Annotated in this window: 12 protein-coding genes; 4 read left to right on the top strand and 8 right to left on the bottom strand. The window is 66.9% G+C overall.

All coding sequences use genetic code 11. The annotated features are described in order from the left end of the window. Nucleotides 1-10: 10 nt before the first annotated feature. The 4 genes from E2C06_RS00590 to E2C06_RS00575 all read right to left on the bottom strand — a co-directional run bounded on the left by E2C06_RS00590 (nt 11) and on the right by E2C06_RS00575 (nt 4,004). Nucleotides 11-289 carry a hypothetical protein gene (locus E2C06_RS00590; RefSeq protein ID WP_133286632.1) on the bottom strand — a complete coding sequence of 93 codons (279 nt, stop codon included), beginning with the start codon at nt 287-289 and terminating at the stop codon, nt 11-13. Nucleotides 290-393: 104 nt separating this feature from the next. Next, nucleotides 394-1,803 (bottom strand): HlyD family type I secretion periplasmic adaptor subunit, encoded by a 1,410-nt coding sequence (locus E2C06_RS00585; RefSeq protein ID WP_133286631.1) that lies wholly within the window; start codon nt 1,801-1,803, stop codon nt 394-396. Next, on the bottom strand, nt 1,803-3,569 hold the full coding sequence (locus E2C06_RS00580) for a type I secretion system permease/ATPase (protein WP_133286630.1): 1,767 nt from the start codon (nt 3,567-3,569) through the stop codon (nt 1,803-1,805). Before E2C06_RS00580 ends, E2C06_RS00585 begins: the two co-directional genes overlap by 1 nt. A gap of 3 nt (nt 3,570-3,572) precedes the next feature. Next, nucleotides 3,573-4,004, bottom strand: a complete 432-nt coding sequence (locus E2C06_RS00575) for a hypothetical protein (protein WP_133286629.1) — start codon at nt 4,002-4,004, stop codon at nt 3,573-3,575. Nucleotides 4,005-4,280: 276 nt separating this feature from the next. Between E2C06_RS00575 and E2C06_RS00570 the strand changes: the two genes are divergently transcribed. Further along, nucleotides 4,281-5,645, top strand: coding sequence for an outer membrane beta-barrel protein (locus tag E2C06_RS00570; protein ID WP_165982127.1), 1,365 nt, complete (start codon nt 4,281-4,283; stop codon nt 5,643-5,645). Continuing rightward, a complete protein-coding gene (locus tag E2C06_RS00565; protein ID WP_241671043.1) occupies nt 5,635-6,408 on the top strand; it encodes a WecB/TagA/CpsF family glycosyltransferase in 774 nt (257 codons plus the stop codon). The genes E2C06_RS00570 and E2C06_RS00565 overlap by 11 nt, the downstream gene beginning before the upstream one ends. 168 nt (nt 6,409-6,576) lie before the next feature. Here E2C06_RS00565 and E2C06_RS00560 read toward each other — a convergent pair whose 3' ends face one another. The 4 genes from E2C06_RS00560 to E2C06_RS00545 all read right to left on the bottom strand — a co-directional run bounded on the left by E2C06_RS00560 (nt 6,577) and on the right by E2C06_RS00545 (nt 10,694). Next, nucleotides 6,577-7,614, bottom strand: coding sequence for a glycosyltransferase family 2 protein (locus E2C06_RS00560; protein ID WP_133286626.1), 1,038 nt, complete (start codon nt 7,612-7,614; stop codon nt 6,577-6,579). Beyond that, nucleotides 7,611-8,606 carry a glycosyltransferase family 2 protein gene (locus tag E2C06_RS00555; protein WP_241671042.1) on the bottom strand — a complete coding sequence of 332 codons (996 nt, stop codon included), beginning with the start codon at nt 8,604-8,606 and terminating at the stop codon, nt 7,611-7,613. Before E2C06_RS00555 ends, E2C06_RS00560 begins: the two co-directional genes overlap by 4 nt. Before the next feature lie 25 nt (nt 8,607-8,631). Then, entirely contained in the window at nt 8,632-10,122 is a 1,491-nt protein-coding gene (locus tag E2C06_RS00550; RefSeq protein WP_165982126.1) for an exopolysaccharide biosynthesis polyprenyl glycosylphosphotransferase, read from the bottom strand. Nucleotides 10,123-10,208: 86 nt separating this feature from the next. After that, complete coding sequence (locus E2C06_RS00545; RefSeq protein ID WP_241671041.1) at nt 10,209-10,694, bottom strand: GtrA family protein; 486 nt, start codon at nt 10,692-10,694, stop codon at nt 10,209-10,211. A 326-nt stretch (nt 10,695-11,020) separates the two neighbouring features. Between E2C06_RS00545 and E2C06_RS00540 the strand changes: the two genes are divergently transcribed. Then, nucleotides 11,021-12,610, top strand: a complete 1,590-nt coding sequence (locus E2C06_RS00540) for an ABC transporter substrate-binding protein (RefSeq protein ID WP_133286623.1) — start codon at nt 11,021-11,023, stop codon at nt 12,608-12,610. A 90-nt stretch (nt 12,611-12,700) separates the two neighbouring features. Then, a complete protein-coding gene (locus tag E2C06_RS00535) occupies nt 12,701-14,296 on the top strand; it encodes an ABC transporter substrate-binding protein (protein WP_133286622.1) in 1,596 nt (531 codons plus the stop codon). The last annotated feature ends 3 nt before the right edge of the window (nt 14,297-14,299 follow it).

Below are 14,299 nucleotides of genomic sequence, written 5' to 3'. Positions count from 1 at the left end.
GGCCTCACCGTCAGCCGAAGCGGAAGGCGCTGGCCGGCGCCGCAGCGCCGGCAGGGGCTTCGGCGGCGGGCTGCTGGGCCTGCTGCTCCCGCATCCGGGTCTCTACCTGCTTGAGCAAGCCGGCGAGCCCATTGACCAGGCCTGGCAGCTGCACGAGCGGGACGATGAGCTGCCCGGCGGCGATCGGCTTCCCATCCGCCCCGGTCTGAGCAAGAGTCAGCCGGGCTACGCCGAAGGTGACGCTGCCGTCGAGGATGCCGTCGCAGAAAAGCGTGGGACCATTGGTCATGTTATCGGCTCCGGAGCGCGCATCGCGCTACTGATGGTGCATCGTATCGCGTTGTGCAAGGCGTCGCGCCGGGCGGCGAGGTAGCACCGCCCGGCCTGGTCCGGCTACTGTTCGCGGAAGGCGCGGCCGAAGCTGTCCCGCAACGGCTGGGTGATATAGCGCCAGAAGGTCCGCTGGCCGATCTGGATATGGGCTTCCACCGGCATGCCGGGGGTCAGGAACACGTTCGGCAGGTGCGCGAGCTGGTCCGGATCGATGAGGACATAGGCGCGATAGTATTGTTGCCGCGACTGCTCGTTGATGGTGACGTCGGCGGCGACCCAGGTCACGTGTCCGTGCAGGAACGGCACCAGCCGCTGCTTGAAGGCCGGCAGCCGCACCTCCGCCTTCAGACCGGGATAGACCACGTCGATATCCATCGGCTGGACGTTCACCTCGGCCACCAAGCGGTCTTTCGCCGGCACAAGATCAAAGATCGTGTCGCCCGGCTTGACCACGGCCCCGACGGTGAAGATCTTCTGGTTGACCAGCGTGCCGTCCTCCGGCGCGACGATGTCGCGCCGCGCGGACACGTCAACGGCGGCCCGCAGCTTCTCCTCCACGTCCGTCAGCTTGGCGCGGACGTCGCGGCGGTCGGTGGCCGCCTCGGCGAGACGCTGGTCAATGGTAGTTTGGATCTGCTTGCGGGACTCGTCGATCGAAGCATTGGCCCGGACGATCTGGCCGTTCAGGTCATCCATCGTGCCTTCGAGCGAGGCGGTCGCGCGCTGCAGCGCCAGCAGCTCCGGCAGGCGCCCGAGTCCCTGGGCGACTAGGCTGCGGCGCATCTGCTCTTCCTGCTTGGCGAAGACCAGCTGCTGCCGCGTGGCATTAAGCTGGCCCTTCGCGCCGGAGATGAAGCCCAGCTGCTGGTCGACGCGGGCCTGCAGAACCTGGACCTGGCTGTTCAGGTTTGCCTGCCGCGCCTCGAACAGGGCGCGCTGGCCGGTCACCGCCTCCATGGCGCGCGGGTCGGCGCTGGTCCGCAGGTCCTCGGGGAAGGTGATCTGGGTGGCGCGCCCGATCTCGGCCTCCAGCCGGGCATCCTGTGCCAGCAGCGCCCAGCGCTGCGCCCGCTGCATCTCGAGCACGCTGTCCGATTGGGCCGGGTCGAGCCGCATGATGACGTCGCCGGCCTTCACCTTGGCGCCGTCGCGGGCGAGGAGCTCCCGCACCAAGCCGCCTTCCAGGTGCTGGATGGTCCGGCGGGTGCCCTCGACCTTGATGGTGCCAGGCGCGACCGAAGCTTCCGCCAGCGGCGCCCAGCCGGCCCAGACGCCGAAACCGACAACGAAGACCAGGAAGACCCCAAGGCCGAAGAGCAGCGGCATGCTGGTCCGCGGCGCCGTCGCGTCCAGCAGCGGATGGGCCGGGAAGGGCGGCAGGTTGGTGCCCAAATCATGTTTCGGCAGCGGTGCCAGGGTGCGCGGTGCTGCCGGGGCGAGCGCGGTCTGGGTTTCCGTGGTCACGCTCATCAGGCGGCACTCCCCTCAAGGCGCTGGCTGGGTTGCGGCGGGGCCACTTCCGTCGGGCGCGGGCCCATCAGGCGTTTCAGGACTTCGGCGCGCGGACCGAACATCTCGAGCGCGCCGTCCTTCAGCAGCAGCACCTTGTCGACTCCCTGCACCAGGGTCGGCCGGTGGGAGACCAGGATCACCGTGGTGCCCTGTCCCTTCAGCCGCTCCAGCGCCGCGGTCAGCGCCGCTTCGGAATCACCGTCGAGGTTGCTGTTCGGCTCGTCGAGCACGATCAGCTTGGGCCGCCCAAACATGGCCCGGGCGAGACCGACCAGCTGGCGCTGGCCGCCCGACAGGTGCTGGCCGCCATCGCCGATCTGGGTGTCGTAGCCATTCTGCAGGCGTAGGATCATGTCGTGGCAGCCCGCGAGCTTGGCGGCCTCGTATACGGCTCCGGGCTCGGCTTCCGCCATGCGGGCGATGTTGTTGAAGACCGTGCCGTCGAACAGCTCGACATCCTGCGGCAGGTAGCCGACGTGGCGGCCGAAATCCTCCCGCATCCATTGATAGACGTCGGCCCCGTCGAGGCGGACCGTGCCCGCGGAGGCCGGCAGCGTGCCGATGAGCAGGCGGATAAGCGTGGTCTTACCGGCGGCGGACGGGCCGATGATCGCCAGGCTCTCGCCCGGCTCGAGGGAGAAGTTCACGCCCTTGATCAGGGCCTGGCTCTGGCCAGGGAAGGCATAGGAGACGCGCTCGACGCTGACCCGGCCGGTCGGCTCCGGAAGCGGCATGCCGGCGGGGCGGAGCCGCGGCTGGGTCAGGAAGGCCTGCAGCCGGCGGAAGGACTGCCGCGCCTGCACCAGCTGCTTCCAGCCGCCGATCAGCTGCTCCACCGGGGCAAGCGCCCGCCCCATGATGATCGAGCCGGCGATCGAGGCGCCCGAGGTCAGTTCCTGTTGCAGGACCAGGTAGGCGCCGACGCCGAGGATGGCGATCTGCACCGCCAAGCGAAAGAATTTGGTCGCGGCGACCAGCATTGCGGCGCGGTCCGCGGCGCGCTGCTGTGGCACGGTCATGGCCGCGACGGAGTCCCGCCACTGGCCAATCACCGCCGGCAACATGCCCATGCTGTCGATCACCTCGGCATTGCGGGTGATGCTTTCCGCCCGGCGCTGCGAGCTCATCGCGGCGGTATTGGCTTCCCGCAGCAGCTTAGAAGTCGAGAGCTCACTGGTCAGGGTCAGGCCGAAAAGGATCACCGCGCCGGCCAGGGCAATGCAGCCCATAATAGGGTGAAGCATGAAGATGAAACCGAGATAGATCGGCACCCAGGGCACGTCATAGAGCGACAGCGCGCCCGCAGAGCCGAGGAAGCTGCGGCAGACCGCGAGGTCGCGCAGCGCCTCCATCCGATAGGGGCGGCCGCGCAGGGTGCTTTCGATGGCGCGGACGAAACCTTCGGGGGCGACCCGCTGCTCGATCCAGGCGGCCACCCGCTGCATGACCTGTCCGCGCACCGCTTCCAGCAGGGCGAGCACCAAGGTGGCGACAACGGCGATAAGCGAGAGGAAGTACAGCGTGTCCAGGATGCGGCTGGCCAGCACCCGGTCGAACACCTGCATCATGTAGATGGAAGTGGTGAGCTGCAGCAGGTTGACCACGCCGCTGAAGATGCCGACCAGGACGAACTGCTTGCGGCAGGCGCGCAGCGCGCGCTGCAGCGGCGTGGCGGTGGCATTCTCGAAGCCGGCGGAAGCTCCGGCAATCCGTGCATAGGACATGCGTCAGCCTGCGAGGAGGCCGGCGAGGCCGGCCAGGGTTGCGGGGTGAAGCGCCAGCCAGGCGGCCAGCCCGCCGGCGATCGCCAGCGCGACGAGATTGGCCAGCAGGATGGCGCCGAAGCCGGGCGGCCGGGGCAGCTTGGCAAGCTGCTCGGCCGCCGCCTCGCGGCGGATCTGGTCGATGGTGTTGTGCAGGTAGCGGAAAGCGTGGTCGCTGAGCGCCGACCCCGCGGCTTGGCGGGACTGCTCGATCCCTTCGGGTGTCAGCGGATGGCCGGCTTCCGTGGCGATGGCGAAGGCTAGGAGATTCAGGACGCGATCCTCGGGAGGGCGCCCCGCGGTATAAATGCCGACATCGCGAGCGGATGGCTCTTGAGTGTGAAGTATCTCTGTCGGTCCGGACATTTCCGGCCGCAATGCAGTGGTCGTGGCCATCTCAAGGCTCCGAATCGGGCTGCCAATGCGGGCAGCGCCATGCTTCGCTGCCGCCAAGTGCCTTCGCGACACCCTTTGGCGCGAACAGGGGCTGCTCCGTGCGACCAAGGCGCGGGGCGGCGACGGGCCGAATACGCACGTGCGGCGACCCGAATTGCAAGCCTTAACCCACAAACCATGATGGACTGTAACCTAAGCGGAAGGCCATGGGCGTCCCCCGCACGTCAATGCGCGTCTTAGTGACCCAATATGTGGTCTTCCAGGACACATGCCGAGTTGCTTATCGCCGCGCGACCGAACGTGATCGTTGCGGTTTGTCCTCCGCCGCCGCCGCATGGTAGCAAACCGGTCGTGGGATTTGGGGGGTGCATGGTGAGCAGGATTCCAGCCTGGGTCGCTGGCGCAGTCTTTCTTGGGGCGCTGCCGCTTTCAGACGCGGCAGCCCAGGCAGATAGCGGCATCTCGCGCCAAGATGTCGAACGTGGGGTGACCGTCACGTCCCGGCAGCGGCGGGACTACAACCCGCTCGGTGTCCGCCTCGGCGCTTTCACCCTTACTGGCCAGATCGATGGCGGGCCAGGGTACGACAGCAACCTCGAAGGTACCAAGACCAACAAGAAGTCTGACGGCTTCATGGATGAGGCTGCGGCCGCAAGTCTTGACAGCAACTGGACGCGGCACGGTGTCGGCGTCTCCGGGAATATGGACAGCAGGCAATATTTTAACAACAGCGGCTATGACTGGATTGATTGGGACGTGGGTGGCTACGGTCGCTACGATTTCAATTCAGTGACTAATGCCGAGGCACGTTACCGGCATTATCGCGACCACCTCGACGTCAACAGCATCGACGTGCAGTCGGCCGGGATTACTCGGCCCGTGCCCTATGATTCGGACGAATTCCAGGCCACCGGCACCACCCAGTTTGGCCGCATTGGGCTGGTGGGCACCGGCCTGCACCGGACCTACCGCTACCAAGACGTAGTGATCGGCGGGGTGCCAAATCGCATCTCACAGAACGACTTCGACACCACGATCGGCGCGCTCGGCACCAGTTACGCCTTCTCCCAGGGCCGCTTTGCCAATGTGATCTTCCGGATCCAGGACATCAGCTACCAGAACCAAATCTCCCAGGGGCGGAACAGCTTTACCTGGGAGGTGCTGGGGGGCTTCACCTACGATTTCGACGGAGTTTGGCAGGGCCGCGTTGCCTTCGGCTGGCGGGAGAGAAGCTATAAGGATCCCAACCTGAAGAACTTCGCCGGACCGGCCATCGAAGGACAGCTGACCTGGGCGCCGACCCTCCTGACAACGGTGCGTTTCAACGTCGCCAGGACCATTGAGGAATCGATCCGTGCCGACGCGGTCAGCTTCAATCGCACCCAGGGCGGCATCGGCGTTGACCACGAGTTGCTGCGCAACGTGATCCTCAGCGGTGACTTCCGTGCCGACTACCGTGAGTACCAAAGTCCGAACCAGACCGCCTTTGACGGTATCTTCACCGCAACCGCGCGGTACCTGGTTAATCGGAACCTGACGGTGATCGGAACCTACGCCTATTCTCGTCGTTTCGAAGCGAGCAATGGCATCCCTGAATTCGATCGCAACCTCTTCCAGGTCCGTCTCCGCGTTGCCCTTTGATCAGGTACAATCGGAAGTTCCGACCGTCTCGCTTCTAGGGCTCGACTTCGCCGACCTGTCGCTCGGCGCGGTACTCGGGTGGCTGGCGGCACGCCCGGTGAATGCGCCGTTCGGCTATGTCGTGACCCCTAATGCCGATCACCTCGTTCGGATCCAGCGGCAGCCTGGGTTACGGCCCCTCTATGCCGATGCCATGCTGCGGCTGCTGGACAGCCGGGTGGTGGCTCGGGCCGCCAAGGCGACGGGTTTGCCGGCGCCGGCCGTGGTGCCGGGCAGCGATCTGACATCGTACCTCGTTCGCCAGGTCATCGAACCAGCCGAACCGGTGACCATTCTTGGGATGGCGTCCGAAGCTGTCGACGCCCTGGCACAGCGTTGGGGCCTGCAACGGGTGGCACATTACAACCCGCCGATGGGGTTTGAACGTGATTCCGGATCGATGGAGCAAGCGATCCGCTTCATCGAGGATAATCCTGCGCGCTTCAGCTTCCTGGCGGTCGGCTCGCCACGACAATGCATGGTGGCGCATGCGGTTGCCCTGCGGGGCCGGGCACGTGGGACCGGGCTCTGTATCGGCGCAAGCCTGCTCTTCCTGTCTGGGCATGAGCTACGGGCGCCGCGGCCGGTGCAGCGTGCTGGACTGGAATGGGCTTGGCGCTTGGCACAAGACCCGCGGCGCTTGGCGCGGCGCTACTTGGTGGACAGCCCGGCGGTGCTCCGCCTGCTGCGCCATGAGGCCCGCGCTAAGCGCCAGTTGCAGTGAACGGCAGGCGAGTCCAGCTGCTGGCATCGACTGCCTGCGGCCCTGGTGAATTGCAGTAAAGTCCACTGAACGGCGCCACAGTGATCCACCTCGAGAAGTAAGTGCTCAATCGCGGTGGCCCGCTGCTTCAGCGCAGATCCAGGCGCTCCAGCCCTCTGGCGAGCAATGCTAACGTGCCGCGGCCTTGGGCAAGGCGGCTAGCAGTTCCGCCCTGACCCGACGCGGCAGCCCACCGCGATGGGCGGTATCGTTCTTCGCCAGATAGTTCCGCGCTGCTTGGCTGAGCCGGTAGAGTGGCGCCTCCTCGGGCGTCGGCCGAAAGGCGCGAGCCAACTGCAACGCCGCTGGCCCGGCCCGTAGCCCCTGGGATAGCACGCCGTTAATGGCGCCTTTCACCTGATAAGCGAAGAAGCGAGGCAGAAGAGAGGGTAAACCGGCGCCGTACTTCAGCCCGATATAGATGCGATTTCGAACGAAATGGTACCACCGTGTGCCGTTCCAGGCGAAGCGACGCTCGCCGCTCACCTTGTGGCGGACCGCGATGTCGCCCCGATAGCGGATGCGGCGACCCATGTTGATCGCGCGCAGGGCGAAGTCGAACTCTTCCCAGCAGAAGAACAGAGCGTCGTCATAGCCTCCTGCAGCCTCAAAGTCGGACCGCCGAATGGCATGGCCGGCACCGACGAAGGTCACTGCATCGAAGCATTCGGCAGATCGAGGCAGCAGCCCAGGTGGATAGCCCCAGGAGGAGAGGTCATCCGCCCCGCTCGAAAAGATCAGGATGCGACAGGCGATGGCGGCCAAGTCCGGCTCAGCCTCGAGCGCCCGCACGGCCTGGGCCAGGGTGTCCGGCCCGGCAAATTCGGCATCGTTGTCGAGCGCGAAGATGCAGCGGCCCATGCCGAGCGCGGTTGCCCGGTTGCGGCCGCCCGCGACGCCCCAGTTCCGGTCGAGCTGCACCAGTGTGGCGTCGCCCGCCCCCTCGACCGCCGCGGCGAGCAGGGCCAAGTTCTCCGGCCGACTGCCCTGGTCGGCCACCCAAACATGCCGATCGATTCCGACCTGCGCCCGCGCCGAGGCGATCGCCGCCACGGTGTCCTCCGCCCGGTCGAGCGCCAGGATAATGACATCGGCATCGTAATCCGGCCCCGGAGGACCAGCGGCGCCGGCGATGTGCCGCGGCTGCGGATAGGCGGGCAGGCTCATCCTGGTCGGACTCCTTCGAAATCCGGCGCCGGGATCGCCAGGTAGGCGGTCCGCTTCGCCTCCATCCGGCCGCGGGTGACGGTGTCGAGGATCATCCCGCAGGCGAAGGACAGGAAGGACAGCAGCACCAGCCCCATGGCGAGCACCGCCGTCGGCAAACGCGGCACCAAGCCGGTGGCCAGGAATTCCCAGACGACCGGCGTACCGAAGCCAAGCCCGACCAGCAGCAGGGCCGCGGCGATCCAGGAAAAGAAAGGCAGTGGCTTCTCCCGCTTCACCAGGGCGATGATGGCCTTGAGGATGCGCCAGCCGTCCGAAAAGGTCCGCAGCTTCGAGGTGCTGCCAGCCGGGCGGTCCTTGTAGGCGGTCTCGACCTCGCCGACCGGCAGCATCAACTCGAGCGCATGGACGGTGAACTCGGTCTCCGTCTCGAAGCCGGCGGCCAGAGCGGGGAAGCTTTTGACGAAGCGGCGGGAGAACACCCGATAGCCCGAAAGCATGTCGGTAATGCGGTTGCCGAAGATGGTCCGCACCATCCCCGTCAGCATCAGGTTGCCGAAGCGATGGCCGGGCCGATAGGCTTCCTGGATCTCGCTGATCCGGATGCCGGTAACCATGTCCAGCTTCTCGTCGGCCAGTTTGGCGATCATGCGTGGGGCGGCCGCGGCCTCGTAGGTGTCGTCGCCGTCGACGAGGACATAAATGTCGGCCTCAATGTCGGCGAACATCCGGCGGACCACATGGCCCTTACCTTGCAGCGACTCGGTTCGGACGATTGCTCCGGCGGCGCGTGCCGTCTCAATCGTCCGGTCCTTCGAGTTGTTGTCGTAAACGTAAATTGCGGCATCCGGCAGGGTGGCCCGGAAGGCCTCCACCACGCGGGGGATCGCCACCTCCTCGTTGTAGCAGGGTACCAGCACGGCAACGCGGGGCGCGGCACGGCGCTGGTCCGGACCAAGGCCCGGGGCGGTCTGGGGCAGGGTATCGGGCAAGCGAAATCTCCGGCGGGACGATGGCTCAACAGGCATTGCGCATGCGCGCAACGGCCAGCAGGGTCCGCACCAGGATCACGAGATCAAGCCAGGGCGACCAGGTCTCGATATACTCCAGATCGCTCTCGACGCGTCGGATAAGCTTATCCTCGGTTTCGGTTGGCCCACGCCAGCCGCGCACCTGGGCCAAGCCGGTCAGGCCCGGCTTCACCCGGTGCCGCGCCGCGTAACGAGCCATCACCTCCTCGAAGGGACGGCCACCGGCGCGGGTGCCGGGGGCATGCGGCCGAGGGCCAATGAAGGACATCTCGCCGCGCAGAACGTTGAAGATCTGCGGCAATTCGTCGAGTGACGTGCGCCTAAGGAGGGAGCCGACCCGGGTAACCCGCGGGTCGCCAGCCATGACCTGCTGCTTGACGGCATGGTCGGCGGCATCGTGGTACATGGTGCGGAATTTCAGCACATAGAAGTCGCGGTTGTTGAAGCCGGTGCGCCTCTGCCGGAACAGCGCCGGGCCCGGGCTGTCCAGCCGCACGGCAAGCGCGATCAGCGCCATGGGCACCGCGGCGATCGCCAGGGCACCGATCGCCAGGGCATAATCCTCGACCACCTTCACCACCGCGGCCCAGCCACGAATCGGCCGGTCCGCAAGCCGCAGCAGGCGAGGCGCCTCGGCCGCATCGTGCCGATAGGCCAGCAAGTCGGGCGCCAAACAGACATCCACCGGATAATCGGCCAGCATGGCCTGCATGTCGCGGACCCGGCGTTCCTCGGCCCATGGCATGCAGAGGATGACCTGATCGACTTCCCCCCGACGGATCATGCCGTCGAGGGCCGTCACCGGGCCGAGATAGGCTAGGCTGCCGCTGCCGACTGCCGCCGACGCGTCGTTGTCCACGAGGCCGAGCAGTGTAACCCCTTGGTCGCGCCGGCCGGCGATGCTGGCAGCAAACCGGGCCGCCTGGGGGCCATTGCCGACCAGCACAGCGCGTTGCCGGCTGAGCTGCGGCATCGCGCGGAAGGCGGCGGCCGTCCCGAGCCGCCCGGCCAGCAGCATCGGCGTGGCGAGGCCGAGCCACAGCATTGCGGCGCCGGGGCGGAATGTGACGGGGGCGCCGAGCACCAGCGCGGCCGCAGCCAACCCGCTGCCTCCCATCACGAGCGCACCAAGCGCGGCGGACAGCGCCCGTCTGCCGCCGAACAGCGCGGCGTGCGCGTAGCCGCCGCCGAATCCGGCCAAGCTGATGGTCAGCGCGGCGAAAAAGGCGATCAGCTGGGGCGAGGGCGAGCCGCGTTCCAGCGGGACATATTGCAGGACGACGCCCGAGAGGATGACGGCGAGCGCATCCAGCCCGGCGACCAGGGTCGCCAACAACGTTGGCGAGACCGGCCGCGGCAGACGGTGCGGCCGGCGCATCGGCTCCGGCTGGCGGACGCCGGCAAAGCCTGGCCATGTCGCCTCAGCCACCGCTGGAAGCAGGGGGGCGTCTTTGGTGCCGTGTTCGGATTGGCTCATGCCATGCATGCGCGCAGTCCCGGTTGGGGGGCAGGCCAGTGGAATGGGCAGACCGGTTGATCCTGATACATGGGCCTTGCCGTCCTTCAGTTGCGGGACGGACGGCCGTTGCCGCCCTGGCCAAAGACGAAGCGCCGCGAGAGAATGAAGTTCCCCACGAGTCCTGCCAGTGATCCGGCAGCGACACCGAGCACCGGGGTTGCCGCTACCATCGGGATGAAAGCGATGAGCGCGGCATAGGTGCCGTAGTTGAAGGCGAAGCCCACCAAATTGACCGCGAGGAACAGCGCCCATTGCTGGACGGGTCTCGCGCGTGCCGCTTCGCGGAAAGTCCAGGCGCGGTTGAGCGCGAAGGTCGTCGTCGCCGCCGCCAAATAGGATAACACACGGCCCAACCAGGGCCCGAGCCCGAGCGCGATCGCCGCCGTGAGGACACCGGCATCGACCACGAAACCGGCGACCCCGACCACGCCAAAGCGCAGCAGTTCAACTGCAACGCGGGCGCGTCCAGGGCCCAGTCGCGCGGCCCAGACCGGGATATCAGTGCTCTCGGTAAGGGGTGCGGCGGCCATGTCATGCATCTCGGGTGCCAAGGATCTACCTGTCCGGGAGCGGCCAAACAAACCACGCCGTGGTGACGAACGGGCTGTCGTGACTTTCTTCCGCCCGTGGGCCGTCACGTTCCGCGGCGCAATATCCATCGGTGCCACGGGGCAGGACGGCAGGTGAGAAGGGCGGCACGATAGTTTCCACGATGAAGCATACTGGACGGGAAATCCGACCAAAAAAGGGAGGGGCGCCGGAACAGCTATGGTCCAGCGGAGGGGCAGCACCCCCTTGCGCAACTGGAAAGGATCAGGCTTGCCTTGCAACGGCTTCACCACGTGGGAATCAAATCATGGATCGTCGCAGCTTCCTCCTCGGAACGGTGGGGGCAGGAACCCTGCCGCTCGGCGCCCCTGTCCTGGCGCAGCCAGCCGGTAGCCGGGTTCTAAAGTTCATTCCGCAGGCCGACCTCGCGGTGATCGACCCCATCCTGACCACGGCCTATGTCACCCGGCACCATGGCTTCCTGATCTACGACACGCTTTACGGGATTGATTCGCAGTTCAAGCCCCAACCTCAGATGGCTGAGGGCCATGTGGTCGAGGGTGGCGGCAGGCGGGTCACCATCACCTTGCGCCAGGGGCTGAAGTTCCATGACGGGGCGCCGGTCCTGGCCAAGGACGCGGTCGCCAGCATCAAGCGCTGGTGGCAGCGCGACGCCATGGGCCAGGCCCTGGCGCTGGCCACCGATGAACTCGCGGCCACCGACGACCTTACCTTGACCTTCCGCCTGAAGAAGCCCTTCGCGCTGCTCTTCGACGCGTTGGCCAAGCCGGGCAGCCCGGTCTGCTTCATCATGCCGGAGCGCGTCGCGGTCACCGACGCCAATACCGCCATCAAGGACATGGTCGGCTCCGGCCCCTTCCGCTTCAAGACGGATGAGCGGATCGCCGGCAGTAAGCTGGTCTATGAGCGGAATCCCGACTACCTGCCGCGCCAGGGCGGGGCGCCGGAATGGACCGCCGGGCCCAAGGTGGTGAATTTCGATCGGGTCGAGTGGAACGTCATCCCCGACGCCTCGACCGCGGCCAATGCACTGCAGTCCGGCGAGATGGATTGGTGGGAGCAGCCAACCGCCGACCTGTTGCCGCTGCTGAAGCGCGCCCGCGGCGTCAAGGTCGAGACCTACGACCCTACCGGCCTGCTCGGCCTCTGCCGTTTCAACCACCTGCACCCGCCCTTCAACAACCCGGCCATCCGCCGCGCCCTGCTCGGCGCCACGAGCCAGGCCGACTACATGACCGCGGTGATCGGCACCGACAAAGCCATGTGGAAGGAGAATGTCGGCTTCTTCCCGCCCGGCACCCCTTTCGCCTCGGATGCCGGAATCAGCCCGCTCACCGGGCCGCGCGACTATGCCAAGGTCAAAGCCGACCTCGCCGCCGCCGGCTACAAGGGGGAGAAGGTGGTGCTGATGGGAGCCACCGACTTCCCCTCGCTGAACGCGCTGGCGCAGGTCTGCCTCGACATGCTGCAGAAGTCGGGGATGAACGTCGACTATGTCTCGACCGATTGGGGCAGCGTCGTCACCCGCCGCGCCAACCGCAACCCGCCGGACCAGGGCGGCTGGAGCATCTTTCTGACCTTCTTCACCGGACTCGACTTCTTCAGCCCGGCTGGCCATCTCGGGCTACGCGGCAACGGCCTCGCGGCCTGGCCGGGCTGGCCGACCATGCCGAAGGTCGAGGCGTTGCGCGGCGAATGGCTCGACGCGCCGAACCTGGCCGAACAGCAGCGCATCGCCCGCGAGATCCAGGTCGAGGCCTTCCAAGAGGTGCCTTACATCCCGGTCGGTTCGTACCTGCAACCCTGGGCCTACCGTACCAACATCAGCGGCGTGCTGAACGGCATGCCGTTGTTCTGGAACGTCAAGAAGGCCTGAGCGCCGGCTCCGGACCGGCCGATGCGTGACGCTTGGAAAGGCGGCCTGTGCCGTGGTCTACTCCGCCGCAACAAAGACGGGGTCCGGGCAATGCTTCGACGCGACGTTTTCCTTGGCGGCGCCGGTCTGACGTCGGGCGCCGCCCTTGGTTTTCCGGCGCTGGCCCAGCTCGCCGGCAGCCGGGTGCTGAAGTTTATCCCGCAGTCGGATCTCGGCATCCTCGATCCGCATATCACCACTGCCTATGTCACCCGCCACCACGGCTTCATGGTCTTCGACACCCTCTACGGCATGGATGCGCAGTTCCGCATCACGCCGCAGATGGCCGAGGGGCATGTGGTCGAGGAAGAGGGCAGGCGCTGGACCATCACGCTCCGCAGCGGCCTCAGGTTCCACGACGGCGCGCCGGTGCGGGCGCAGGACTGCGTCGCCTCGATCCGCCGCTGGGCGGCACGCCACCCGCTGGGGCAGGAGCTGCTCGCACGGCTCGAGGAAATGGCCGCCGACGGCGACCGCCGTATCGTCTTCCGCCTGAAGCGGCCCTATCCGCTGCTCGCCGAGGCTTTGGGCAGCCTTGTGACGCCTTGCTGCTTCATCATGCCGGAACGCTTGGCGCAAACCGACGCGTCGAAGCAGGTGACGGACATGGTTGGCAGCGGCCCTTTCCGCTTCAAGGCGGACGAGCGCGTGCAGGGCAGCCGCTTCGTCTACGAGCGTTTCGCCGACTACGTGCCGCGCGAACAAGGCGAGTCGAGCTGGACCGCCGGGCCGAAGCGGGTGAACCTCGACCGCGTCGAATGGATTGTGACGCCCGATGCCTCGACTGCCGCGGCGGCGCTACAGAACGGCGAGATGGACTGGTGGGAGGTGCCGACCTCCGACCTGCTGCCGCTGCTCAAGCGCAACCGCAACGTCGTGATCGACATGCCGAACCCGACCGGCCTCATCGGCTGGGGCCGGTTCAACCACCTGCACCCGCCCTTCGACAATCCGGCGATCCGCCGCGCGCTGATGGGGGCGGTGAGCCAGGAGGACTACATGACGGCGGTGACCGGCACCGACCGCAGCCTCTGGCGCGACAATGTCGGCTTCTTCCCGCCGGAGACGCCGCTGGCCAGCGAGGCCGGGCTCGAGGTACTGAAGGGACAGCGTGACTTCGACAAGGTGAAGCGCGACCTCGCCGCGGCCGGCTACAAGGGCGAGAAGGTCGTGTTACTGGCGGCGACCGACTTCCCGACGCTGAACGCGCTCGGCCAGGTCGGCAACGACATGCTGCGGCGGGCCGGGATGAATGTCGAGTTCGTCGCCACCGACTGGGGCAGCGTGGTGGCCCGGCGGTCGAGCCGGGAGACGCCGGAGAAGGGCGGCTGGAGCATCTTCTTCACTTTCTGGACCGGGCTCGACGTGATCAACCCCGGCGTCAACCAGCCGCTGCGCGGCAATGGCAAGGACGGCTGGTGGGGCTGGTCGACCTCCCCGGGCATGGAGGCGTTGCGGCAGCGCTGGTTCGACGCGCCGGACCTGACGACGCAGAAGGCGGTGGCACGGGAGATGCAGGTGCTGGCCTTCGAGGAGGCGCCGACCTTGCCGCTCGGCCAGTATTTCCAGGCCACGGCGTTCCGGCGCAGCCTCAGCGAGGTGCCCAAGGGCATGCCGCTGTTCTGGAGCCTGAAGAAGTCCGCCTGAAGC

The sequence above is a fragment of the Dankookia rubra genome, from assembly GCF_004355005.1.
Lineage (GTDB): Bacteria > Pseudomonadota > Alphaproteobacteria > Acetobacterales > Acetobacteraceae > Paracraurococcus > Paracraurococcus ruber_A.
Note: the sequence above shows the minus strand (reverse complement) of the source record. Positions and strands in the feature narration are given on the sequence as shown.

Coding starts and splice junctions, on each gene's coding strand:
- E2C06_RS00590 (WP_133286632.1), bottom strand. CDS start 289: ATGACCAATGGTCCCACGCTTTTCTGCGACGGCATCCTCGACGGCAGC.
- E2C06_RS00585 (WP_133286631.1), bottom strand. CDS start 1,803: ATGAGCGTGACCACGGAAACCCAGACCGCGCTCGCCCCGGCAGCACCG.
- E2C06_RS00580 (WP_133286630.1), bottom strand. CDS start 3,569: ATGTCCTATGCACGGATTGCCGGAGCTTCCGCCGGCTTCGAGAATGCC.
- E2C06_RS00575 (WP_133286629.1), bottom strand. CDS start 4,004: ATGGCCACGACCACTGCATTGCGGCCGGAAATGTCCGGACCGACAGAG.
- E2C06_RS00560 (WP_133286626.1), bottom strand. CDS start 7,614: ATGAGCCTGCCCGCCTATCCGCAGCCGCGGCACATCGCCGGCGCCGCT.
- E2C06_RS00550 (WP_165982126.1), bottom strand. CDS start 10,122: ATGAGCCAATCCGAACACGGCACCAAAGACGCCCCCCTGCTTCCAGCG.
- E2C06_RS00545 (WP_241671041.1), bottom strand. CDS start 10,694: ATGGCCGCCGCACCCCTTACCGAGAGCACTGATATCCCGGTCTGGGCC.
- E2C06_RS00540 (WP_133286623.1), top strand. CDS start 11,021: ATGGATCGTCGCAGCTTCCTCCTCGGAACGGTGGGGGCAGGAACCCTG.
- E2C06_RS00535 (WP_133286622.1), top strand. CDS start 12,701: ATGCTTCGACGCGACGTTTTCCTTGGCGGCGCCGGTCTGACGTCGGGC.